Annotated in this window: 10 protein-coding genes; 4 read left to right on the forward strand and 6 right to left on the reverse strand. The window is 72.0% G+C overall.

What is annotated here, in order from left to right; genetic code table 11:
- Nucleotides 1-161: 161 nt before the first annotated feature.
- Both ACIHEI_RS37170 and ACIHEI_RS37175 read right to left on the reverse strand, forming a co-directional pair.
- Entirely contained in the window at nt 162-1,151 is a 990-nt protein-coding gene (locus ACIHEI_RS37170) for a hypothetical protein (RefSeq protein WP_396609948.1), read from the reverse strand.
- Nucleotides 1,148-2,074: a ParA family protein gene (locus ACIHEI_RS37175; protein ID WP_396609949.1), complete on the reverse strand. Its 927-nt coding sequence runs from the start codon at nt 2,072-2,074 to the stop codon at nt 1,148-1,150. The genes ACIHEI_RS37170 and ACIHEI_RS37175 overlap by 4 nt, the downstream gene beginning before the upstream one ends.
- A gap of 301 nt (nt 2,075-2,375) precedes the next feature.
- Here ACIHEI_RS37175 and ACIHEI_RS37180 point away from each other — a divergent pair, with 301 nt between their 5' ends.
- The 4 genes from ACIHEI_RS37180 (at nt 2,376) to ACIHEI_RS37195 (ending at nt 4,744) form a co-directional block, all read left to right on the forward strand.
- Nucleotides 2,376-2,657 carry a hypothetical protein gene (locus tag ACIHEI_RS37180; RefSeq protein WP_396609950.1) on the forward strand — a complete coding sequence of 94 codons (282 nt, stop codon included), beginning with the start codon at nt 2,376-2,378 and terminating at the stop codon, nt 2,655-2,657.
- Between the two features lie 147 nt (nt 2,658-2,804).
- Nucleotides 2,805-3,641, forward strand: a complete 837-nt coding sequence (locus ACIHEI_RS37185) for a hypothetical protein (protein ID WP_396609951.1) — start codon at nt 2,805-2,807, stop codon at nt 3,639-3,641.
- A 22-nt stretch (nt 3,642-3,663) separates the two neighbouring features.
- On the forward strand, nt 3,664-4,014 hold the full coding sequence (locus tag ACIHEI_RS37190) for a hypothetical protein (RefSeq protein WP_396609952.1): 351 nt from the start codon (nt 3,664-3,666) through the stop codon (nt 4,012-4,014).
- A gap of 277 nt (nt 4,015-4,291) precedes the next feature.
- Nucleotides 4,292-4,744: a hypothetical protein gene (locus ACIHEI_RS37195; protein ID WP_396609953.1), complete on the forward strand. Its 453-nt coding sequence runs from the start codon at nt 4,292-4,294 to the stop codon at nt 4,742-4,744.
- Between the two features lie 179 nt (nt 4,745-4,923).
- On the opposite strand, the gene ACIHEI_RS37200 is transcribed toward ACIHEI_RS37195, so the two are convergent.
- The 4 genes from ACIHEI_RS37200 to ACIHEI_RS37215 form a co-directional block, all read right to left on the reverse strand.
- Nucleotides 4,924-5,526, reverse strand: coding sequence for a hypothetical protein (locus tag ACIHEI_RS37200; RefSeq protein WP_396609954.1), 603 nt, complete (start codon nt 5,524-5,526; stop codon nt 4,924-4,926).
- Between the two features lie 403 nt (nt 5,527-5,929).
- Entirely contained in the window at nt 5,930-6,484 is a 555-nt protein-coding gene (locus tag ACIHEI_RS37205; protein WP_396609955.1) for a hypothetical protein, read from the reverse strand.
- A gap of 62 nt (nt 6,485-6,546) precedes the next feature.
- Nucleotides 6,547-6,807 (reverse strand): hypothetical protein, encoded by a 261-nt coding sequence (locus ACIHEI_RS37210; protein WP_396609956.1) that lies wholly within the window; start codon nt 6,805-6,807, stop codon nt 6,547-6,549.
- Nucleotides 6,804-9,452: a Helicase associated domain protein gene (locus ACIHEI_RS37215; RefSeq protein WP_396609957.1), complete on the reverse strand. Its 2,649-nt coding sequence runs from the start codon at nt 9,450-9,452 to the stop codon at nt 6,804-6,806. Before ACIHEI_RS37215 ends, ACIHEI_RS37210 begins: the two co-directional genes overlap by 4 nt.
- Nucleotides 9,453-9,914: the final 462 nt, after the last annotated feature.

A 9,914-nucleotide genomic window follows, 5' to 3' on the forward strand; every position in this document is an offset into this window, starting at 1 on the left:
ACCGTCTTCGCGTGCCCCCCGACACCACCCCCCTGCCCACCACCCCCTACGGCTGACCCGCCGTCACGAAACCGGGCCCCGGCCCGCCCCCGTTCGCTGGGGGCGGGCCGGGGCCCTTTTTGCGTTTTCGGAGGTAAGAATTTCTTACCTCACCGGTCCGGCTATTCGATCACTTCGGCGTCGACGGGAATCAGCTTGCGGGCCGCCGCGATCCGGGTCTTCACGCGGTCGACCTCCGCTTCGATGCTGTCCAGGTACTTGCCGAGCGCGGTCGGGTCGATGTCGGCGGCGGCCTTCACCGCGCCCGGGGCAAGGGGCTTGTACGCCCGCTCGCGCACCGCTTCGGCGGCCTTGCTCAACGGGAGCAGCTGCGCTGGCACGCTCCTGTCGCCCGCGCCAGGGGGAGCCTGGTCCGTGTTCGAGCCCTCCGACTGGGTCGGGATGGAAGGCCTGTCGCGCAGCGTGTCGGCCGCCTCGCTGAGCATTGCCGCAGTGGGCCGCTGCCGACCGGTCTCGGCGGCCTTCTTCCGTGCCTCTTCGATGACCAGCTCGGCGCGTGCGACGCCGGATTTGGCGATCACGTCGGCGATGACCTTGCGCGCCGATGCCTGGGGGAGCTGCTCGCGGAGCTCCGGCCTCAACTGGGAGAGCGCCCGGATCCGCTGAGCGTCCTTCAGCAGCTCGAAGACGTACTTCTCCGCCACATCGAGGACTTCGGCCGCCCACTGGGCGAAGTTGTCGGCACCGGCCTCCTTGTGGAGCTCGCGCTCCTTGGCGACCTCCAGCAGCACGCCCTTGGTGAGGACGACGTAGTCCTCGGCGGCCGAGCCGAGACGGCTGATCTCCCGCAGGCGTTCGGTGACGAGCGCCAGCTGCTCCTGCCTGGAGCCGGAGATGTCCGCGGCGGTCAGCATCCGGCCGCTGGCGAACACTGATGCCGTGTTGCCGGTCCACACCGCCACCGCGCCGCTCGCCGGGGTGTCCGGCCCCTGGCCGGAGGAGCTCTTCCGGTTGCGCCGCCCGCCCAGGGCTGAGCCGAGTCCGGCCGAGCGGTCGCCGCCGGCGGACTGCCCGGAGGTTCCGCTGCCGAACATGTCGGCAGGCGTCCTCTTCGTTTCGTCGCCGGACTTCAACGACCCCAGGCCGCTCATGCCATCTCGCTTTCCTGCTCGCGCTGCGCGATCCGGGAGAGGATCTCCCGGGTGAGGGCAGCCATGTCCTCGGAGACCGAGGCCGACGTCGGACTGACCACCTGGTCACGTCGGGCGGTGCCGGCGCGCAGTTGCCAGAACTTCGGATTGTCCTTGGCTGCCTGCTCCAGCTCGTGAAGCAACACACCGCGCTTCCGGGCCTGCCGGGCCACCGCCTCGGAGGACCGCACCATGCTCTCGAACATCAGCTGGTCGGACCCGAGGACGTCGGCGACCTCCGTGCGGACCTCGCGGTGGATGGCGGTCGCGTTGCTCCCGGAGGCGAACAGCAGGACGCCGAGCAGTTCCACGTCCGGGTTGGAGAACTCCTTGACGAGAGCGAACTCCTTGCTGATGTCGCCCAGGCCATCGGTGATGCTGCCCGAGTCCGACTTCACGGGCACGGCGAGCCATCGTCCGGCCGCCAGGCACAGCTGCAGGAGGGGCGGGTTCTCCGGCGGGGAGTCGATCACGATCAGTTCGTAGTCGGGCGCGACGGCCTGGAGCGCGACGGCCAGCATCAGCGACTGAGTGATCGGCTTGTTCGGGAAACGCAGAGCGAGGTCAGCCGGCAGGTCGCCGACCTGCTTGCCGCCGACGACGACGTCGAGGTTCGGCCGGACGTTCCGAACGGGCACCAGGGGCCTGCCCCAGAGCACGCTCTCGTGCAGCGCGGCACCGCCGTCGTCCAGCGGCCCCTCGCGGAACCCGAGCTCCCGGCCGACATGACCTTGGCCGTTGACGTCGATCAGCAGCGTCTTTATGCCGTCGGCGGCGGCCAGGCCGGCCACGTTGCTGGCGACGGTGGTCTTGCCCACGCCGCCCTTTCCGTTGCCGATCACGACCACCCGGTCCAGTGCCTCGCGGTCGATCTCGGGAGGCACCTCCGTCTCCTGTGCGGACAGCACGGCACCCTCCGAATCGCGAGTTCTTGCGGCGCCATGTTCCCACGGACGCGGAGATCGCCCTGCCCGCACCGCCGCACAGACGGGGCCGCGCGGCCGCTCCTACCAACAAAGGCGGGAGCAGGGCCTGATCTGACGGCCGATCGGCATTATCGGCTCGGAAAATGCCGCGCCCACGCTGGGAGTGCCCCGGTTCGTCCAGGTTTCGGCGCGGTGCTGTCTGTTGGGCACTGAGCACCCGGAAGGGGTGGAAGGTTCTACTCCTTGAAGGGTGCGTGCTGTGACGCTCGCTCATTTCGTCCAGTTCTTCGTCGATGCCGCCACCGACCCGTTCGGTCCGCGGGCCCAGCAGCTGCGCGACATCGCCCGCGTCGCCCGCGCGGTCTTCTGCGGCGTCCGCTACGTTCGCGGCCGGCTCCAGCCGCGCGCGGCCGCCGCCCTGCCCGCGCCGATGCCCGCACTGCCGACGGGTGACCAGACCGTGCCCGTCGGCCAGGTCCGCCGCACGGTCGTGGTGCGTCCGGCCCGGCGCCGCGCCCAGCACTGCTGCTGCCGCCGCTGAACCCTCGCCCGGCAGCCGCCGTTCGTGCCGGACCGGCGGTGCGGCGCCCGTGGATCGACCCGGCACCCAGAGGGTCGAGCATTTGTGTCGGGCCCCGCGGGGCGGGCCCGGGTCGGTAGCGTGGGGCGCCGGAGCCGAGGAGGGACGATGCGGGGATCACCGACCACGCTGCCGACCGCAGTGGGAGCACTGGGCTGGAGCGGCGCGCCGCAGCGATGGGAGCAGGCATTGCTGCGTGCCGCGCGGCTCCTGGGACCGTCGTGGGGGAGCGGGCAGCGGCCGGTCGTCCTGGCCGCGCTGGCCCTGACCGTGCACACGGCGTCGGTCGAGCAGCAGCGGCCGCCGGCCGAGGTGCCGCTGGAGACGGTCCAACACCTCCTGCGCGCCGACCCGGCCGGGCTCCGCTCCCGGATCCTGGCCGCGCTCACGGCCGACGGCGTCGACCGGGCGGACCCGCTGTGGGGCATCGGCCACGACCTGACCCGTGTTCAGGAAGTGGATCCGGACCTGGGCGACGTCCTGCTGGACATCGCTCCCGAGGCCGAGATCGACGGCCTGGCCGTGCTGCTCGCCGGCCTCCTGGACGGCATGACCGCAGACCAGGAGCGCGCGCTGCCCGCCCCGCCCGGGCTGCTGCCGCCGCTGCGGATCGAACTCGACGCCGACGGGGGCCACATCCAGCAGACCAGGACCTGGGCCGGCGGCTGGTCTGCGGACGCGATCCGCTGCCCGGTCTGCCGGGCTCCGTCCGGCGGCGCACTGATTGTCGACGGGCCCGTCGTCACCTACGCCTGCCCGGCCGGACACACCAGCACGGTGCGCACGCTCGCCGCCTCCGACGTCCGGACCGCGATGGCCGCGAGCATCCGGACCGACACCGACGCCGAGCCCACCCCCGGCACCGGCCTGCCCTACACGCGGCTGCGCGTGACCGGCATCCTGCGGGTCCCGGTTATCGCCCCGCAGGGCGCGCTGATGCGGTGACAGCGACCGGCTCTCCCATGACATGCAGCCGCACGAACTCACCGCCTGGTTGGGTGACGACCACGGGCTCACGGACGAGCAGTTCGCTGACCTGCTGGCGCGGGCCGACGACATCGAGGCCCGTTACCCGGACCCGGATGACAGGGAGGAGGCCCAGGCCGCGCTGACCGTGGCGTACAGGCTGGCGGTTGAGGACTCCAGCGCGGTGGTCGCCGAGCTGGCCGCGGCCCGGTCCTCCGCGCGCACCGCCGAACTGGCCGCGCTGGCGGGACTGCGTCAGGCCGCCAACCAGCTGATCCCGGCCGGGGACCGAACGGAGTCGGGGTTCGCGCGGGAGGGCGGGGTGGACAGACAGGTGTCCCGTCTCATTTGATCTTGCCGATAGTCGAAGCTGTGACCAGCGGTGATGCATGGTCGGGTGAGACGGATCTTCGACGAAGTCTCAGTTGACGTTGCCTGTCGGCGGCGCTTCGGTGAGGTTGTCTCAGTTGATGTTGCCGGTCAGCGGTCGTAGAGCGCTGACCGGCGGCGGTGGTCGGCCTGTCGGCAGCGTCCCCTGCCGCAGATCGGAGTCCTGGCTTTCATTCATGACCCGCACCGTACCGGGAGCGCTGTGTTCGTAGCGGGCGCGCTCCCTGGGAAAATGCCTCATGACTACTGATCGCCCCCGCCGCCCGCTCCACGTCCGGGACGAAGAGGAGGCCGTCGGCGACACCACTCCGCCGCGCCGCCGTCCGGGTCGGACCATCGCCGAGCTGGCGGCCCTGGCCGCGGTCCCGCCGGTACCCCCGCCCGCCCCCCGGACGACCGGGCGCCGTCCGCTCACCGCGCAGGGACGCCGGATGGAGGCGGCCCGCCGGCTTCTCGACATGTGGATCGAGGACGTCGGGACCGCTCAGGAGTTTCCCGGGGCGCGATGGAATCTGGCCGCCGACGGGAGCCTGCACTGCGAGGCGGAGAGCGACGAGGACACCGAAATCTGGGCGGACTACCTCGGGATCGATCTCACCCGCACCGGGCGCCTCGAAGGGCACCGGGACTACACGCCCGACGGCCCGTACGGGCCGGTCGTCCCGGTCACGGTGTCCACCATTACGGCCTGACGTACCGCCATCTCACTCGTCAAAGCGACGGGGCCGCCACCAGCCGGTGACGGCCCCGCCGTTCGCTTCCCCGCCACTACCAGTCCGGCGCCGGACCGCCGTAGCTGTCGCCGTAGTCGTCGTATCCGAAGCGCGGCCGCTTCCGGTCCGGTTCGGGGCTGCTGGCGGGGGAAGGGCAATCAGTTGCGCTGCGAGGCGGGGTTGATCGAACCGTTCGGACCGCGCACCGTGGTGGGGGCGATCAGCGTTGGCTTCACCTTGTCCTTACCACGGTGCAGTTGGCCGGTCTCGTCGCGCTCCCAGTACCGCCCCTGGGCGTCCTCGAAGGCCACGCTGACGGGCCGCTGCCCGATCTCCGGCTTCGAGATCTCCCGCAGCTTGGAGACCCGGTCCTCCCCGGGCGGGACCAGGCCGACGTAGATGTTCTGCAGATCGGTCTCCCCGGCAAGCTCGCCCGGCTCGGCGGCCCGCCACACCAGCGTCGTGTTGTAGATCGGCTGGTCAGACCCGTTGTGCACCACCAGGGAGTCGTAGCGGTACAGCTCCCCAGGCCCCTGCCCGGTGTCCTCGCCGGTCCAGGCCGCCACCTTCACCGCGTACACCTCCTCGTCCGCCCGCAGGTTCCGGCGGCGGTTGTGCGCAAAGGTCCACACTGCGAAGACGGCCGCGACCACGCCGACGACGAGGCTGCCGAGGCTGACGTAGGGAACCCAGGCGGGAGTGGAACTGCTGGTGCCGCCCGAGCCGGCGGCGAGCACGATCGGTGCGCTGGAGATCATCACGACGCCACCGTAAGGGCTCGTTCTCGCCCCGGAGAAGACTCGGTGCGGCGAAGGCCGGCCAGGGCCGGAACCTCGGATTGGGGCAGGGCTGCCCGTCCCGCCTCGATCAGGCGGTCCCGTCCGGCCGAGTGCCGAGTGCCGGGTCAGGGGCTGGACCGGTAGTTGCTGATGAACTGGATCGGCTCAACTGCCGTTCGGGTCGGTGCGGGCCTGCGGGCGGAGGACGTGGGCCGCTGGACGTGGCGGGGCGACACCCCCTGATCCGCCGCCCCGCAGTACCCCCGTCCCCGCCCTGTACGGCCCGCTGACGGCCGCTCAGCGCCCAGCCGGACCGGGCCCCGTACGGCAAGCGACCGGGGCCGTCACCAGCCGGTGACGGCCCCGCCGTTCGCTTCCTCGGGTGCTACCAGTCCAGCATCGGGCCGCCGTAGCTGTCGCCGTAGTCGTCGCGCCCGAAGCGCGGCCGCACCTGGTAGCTCACGGGCGGGTGCTCGTGGTCCGTCTCCAGGCCGGGCGGCGCGGGGGTGACCGCCACCGGGGGCACGTGGACCAGGCCGTCGTCGTCGAACTGGACGTGCTCGGCCAGTACCGCCAGCACCCGCTCCGCGCTCCACCCCCGCTCCTCCGCCAGCGCCCGCAGATGCCGTCCCGCCTCGCCCGGCAGCACCGCGCGCACCTGGACCCGGTCCGCCGGCCGTACCCGCTCGCGCACCTGCCGCTGCCGCCCCTGGCGCCCGGCCTGCAACCGCTGCTCCCACTCGGCCAGCCACGCCTGGGCCTGCTCGTCCCGGGCGACGTCGTACACCGCCCCCGGACCGCCGGAGCGGACCAGGACGTCGATCCGCTCCCACTCCTCCACCTCCCACGCCGCGCCCAGCCCCGCGTGCTCGTCCCGGCCGGCCTGCCGCTCCCAGTCCCGTGCGGCCACCAGGCCCACCCCGATCTGCTCCGCCGTCATCCCCTGTGTCTGGCGCTGCACTCGCCTCCGCGCCGACGCCAGCTGATGCACCTGATCGAACATCACCGCTCCGTTCCGGCCGGCACTGCCGACACGTCCTCGCACACGTGGCCCGACGCCACCCAGCAGTCGTCCTCGAAGTCCGTCTCCAGCACCCAGCCGCACTCCCCGCACTCCGCGCGGCCCTCCCACCCGATCGCGCCCGACCCGCCAGCCTCCTCGCAGTCGTGGTCCGCCGCGACGTCGGTGTCGTCCTCGAAGTGCCCCTGCCCCGAGCTGCCGCACTCCCCGCAGTACCAGTCCGCGGCCCAAGAGACCGTCACCGCGCCGCCTCCTCGGTCTCCCGCCGCACCGGGGCCAGCTCGGCGGCCCACTCGACCCCGGCCCGGCCGAGCGCGACGAGCTGCTGCGCCGTCAGCTTCGCCCGGCGGGAGCGCTGGTTCGACAGCCACGCCCCCAGACCCAGCAGCACCGGCTCCTGGTCGCCCTCGACGGCCTCCAGCGGCTCCTTGTGCTGCCGGGGCACCCGCACGTGCCCCTCCCGCTCTGCGAAGCGCCGCAGGGCCTCCAGGTGCTGCGCGAACCGGTCCCCGCGGGCCCGCACCGGCCGGGTCGCCCGTTCCGCCTTCGCGGCGGCTTCGGCGGCCAGCTCGGCGTCCGCCTCGATCCCGAGCGCCAGGAGCAAGTCCTGCTGCTCCCCGGCCAGGGCTGTCCAACCGCCGCGCTGCGCCCGCACCCAGCGCCCGATTGGCTCCCCTTCGAAGCTGGTGTCGACGGGCAGCGCGGGCCAGTCCACCACGCCGTCGCAGGCCAGCCACCACGCCCTGGCGGCCGCGTACGAGCGCTGCCAGGTGATCGGCCACGCCGGGCACCACCACGGGTCGATCGCCTCCAGCGCCTGGCGACGCTCGGGCGACAGCGCCCCCGCCTGGTCGGCCGGCACCTCCGCCTGCGCCCGCAGCTCCACCAACCAGGTGCCGATCGCGTACCCGCCGATGGAGGCCCGCGACGGAGCGGCCAGCGACCCGTGGTGCTCCGCCGCCCACTGCCGCGCCCAGGCCAGTCCGGCCTCGAAACGGGCGTCCGAAACGGACCAGATCATGCCCAGAGAATCCAGGAGAACGACACGGTAGGAGGCCATGTCGCCAGATGCGCGCTCGTGACGCCGATCCGAGAGCCACTTCCCGAGCGGGAAATTACCCAGCTCACCCACCATCGCGTTGTACGGGACATCGAGCGAACCGTGCTCCTCGACCCAGGCCGCGCAATGCTGCATCCCCTCCTTCCAATACACGCTCTCGCTCCGGAAGACCTGCGTGGAGACGAACAGCGCGAGCGCGGTCTGGGACACCCGGGACTGGAACCGCACCGGCAGCGTGAACGCCCCCAAAGACTCCTCCCCGTCCTCCCCCTCACCAGGCGCACCAACGAGTTCCGCCCGCCCGCCGGTGGTCCGCCGACCGCTGCGCTGCGGCACCGCCAACGCCTCCAGCAGACGCGCATCGTGCGAGCGGATCGCCGTCAGAACCTTGACCAGAGGCCCGTAGGAATCCGACTCCATAATGTCCCCGGGCTGCTCGCCCTTGCGCAGGAAGACGGGCACGACAATACGCGCGACTTTCCCCTCACCGGGCTTCATTCGAAGCGCACGCCCTATGGCCTGGACGATATCGACCATGCTTCCCCGCCCCTGGAGCAGAATGGAATCCGCCCCCGGCATGTCCACACCCTCACCCAGAACCTTGCAATTCGCCAGCACCCGGTACGCCAGACCGTCGTACTCCTCCGACTGCCCGAAGTCCCCGAGAATACCGCGCCGGTAATCCACCGGGTGCTCACCGGAAAGCCACTGCGACCACACCTCCTCCGGGAATTCGACCGGGTCCTCGGCGTGCAGCTTCTCCGCCGTCTGGTTCAGCGTCTCGGAGAAGAACCGCGCCTCCAGCGTCCTCGGGTGGAACGTGATCGTGCGCCGCAGCCGGTGCTCCATGGCGACCTTGAGCAGCCCGGCCTGCATCGCCGCGACCCGCGCGACCGGCACCTGGTCCTCGGATCCGTCGTCGGCCTCCCCGGCGCCGGCACCCCACGGCACCGGCTGCCCGGCCGCCGCCTCCGTGTCCGCCTCCGGGTCGCGCAGCTCCAGCACCACGATCTCGAACGGGGCCAGCAGACCCCGATCCACACTCTCGGCCAGCCCTAGTGTGTATACCTGCGGCCCGTAGATCGCCTGGTCGTCCATGGACACGGCCAGCTCCTCCGGGAGCGGCTGGAAGGCCTCGCGGCGCCCCTCCCGGCCCTCCTCCGCCTCCCCCCGGCGGCGCTTCGGCGGCATCCAGATGCGCGGCGTGGCCGTCATGTAGAGGCGCCGCGCCGAGGGGATCGCGTCCTGGTCGTGGACCACCGTCCACGCCTTCTCCGCCGACCCGGAAGACCGGTGCGCCTCATCGCACACCATCAGGTCCAGCGGGGCCAGCTCCCGGCCCTCCCGCTCCGGCCAGGCCGCGTAGGCGTCCTCCACCGCCCCCGCCGCCGCGTACGTCGAGTACAGCGTCAGCGGCCGACCCGAGGCCGCCGCCCGGTCGATCCACGAGGCGATGACCAGCGGGTTCGTGGTCCCCGGCATCCCCTCCGGCAGCTCGTCCTGCACCAGCGAGCACACCGCCAGCGCCTCCCCCGCGCGGCCGGCCTCGACCCAGCTCGCCCGCATCTGCGTCAGCAGGTCCAGCGTCGGCACCACCACCATCACCAGGCCCCGCGGCGCGAGCCGCTGCGCCGCGACCGCCCCCACGAAGCTCTTGCCGGTGCCGGTGGCGAGCTGCACCGTGGCCCGCAGGCCCGCCGGGACCACGCGCCCCGGACGGGGCGTCAGCGCCCGCACGATGGCTTCCACCGCCTCCTCCTGGTGCGGCCTCAGCCGGATGCCCCGGGCCCGCCCCTGACGCCCCGCCACCGCCCCGGAAGTCCCCATGCCCTGCCCCTCTCGAATAGGCACCCACGTTCACACGGGATAGCCTTGCAGTCAGTTTTGATGCACGCGGCCGGACGAAACTCGAAGAGAAATTCGACCGACAATACAGCCCATTAAAGGCGACCGAACAGCAGAATAGCAGAGCCCCAGTCGGGCCCGCAGGAAAACGCGGAAACCCGAGAGGGGAGAGCTCTACAGGCGGGATCAGCTGACGGTGCAAAGTGAAGCACTCTGGCGGACTGTCAGGTCAGGCCGCACTTCGCGCGCCAAGAGGTCCAGACCACTCGCCACTGATCCCGCCCGCGCCGGCACTTCCCCGCCCCGGCGTCCACGGGCCCGCACCCGAGCAGCGCGCCAGACACCCCTCCCCAGTCAGCCCGGCCGAAGGCCGACCCCCCGTCAGCCACAAGACCAGCTCAACCGCCTGATCCAGCCTCAGCCATCCCGGGCCGCCGGAGCGAA

It is taken from the genome of Kitasatospora sp. NPDC051984 (genome assembly GCF_044593455.1).
GTDB lineage: Bacteria > Actinomycetota > Actinomycetes > Streptomycetales > Streptomycetaceae > Kitasatospora.

Excerpts from the sequence above, each read along its gene's own strand:
- ACIHEI_RS37195 (WP_396609953.1), top strand. The coding sequence starts at position 4,292 with ATGACTACTGATCGCCCCCGCCGCCCGCTCCACGTCCGGGACGAAGAG.
- ACIHEI_RS37215 (WP_396609957.1), bottom strand. The coding sequence starts at position 9,452 with ATGGGGACTTCCGGGGCGGTGGCGGGGCGTCAGGGGCGGGCCCGGGGC.
- ACIHEI_RS37205 (WP_396609955.1), bottom strand. The coding sequence starts at position 6,484 with ATGACGGCGGAGCAGATCGGGGTGGGCCTGGTGGCCGCACGGGACTGG.
- ACIHEI_RS37185 (WP_396609951.1), top strand. The coding sequence starts at position 2,805 with ATGCGGGGATCACCGACCACGCTGCCGACCGCAGTGGGAGCACTGGGC.
- ACIHEI_RS37170 (WP_396609948.1), bottom strand. The coding sequence starts at position 1,151 with ATGAGCGGCCTGGGGTCGTTGAAGTCCGGCGACGAAACGAAGAGGACG.
- ACIHEI_RS37190 (WP_396609952.1), top strand. The coding sequence starts at position 3,664 with ATGCAGCCGCACGAACTCACCGCCTGGTTGGGTGACGACCACGGGCTC.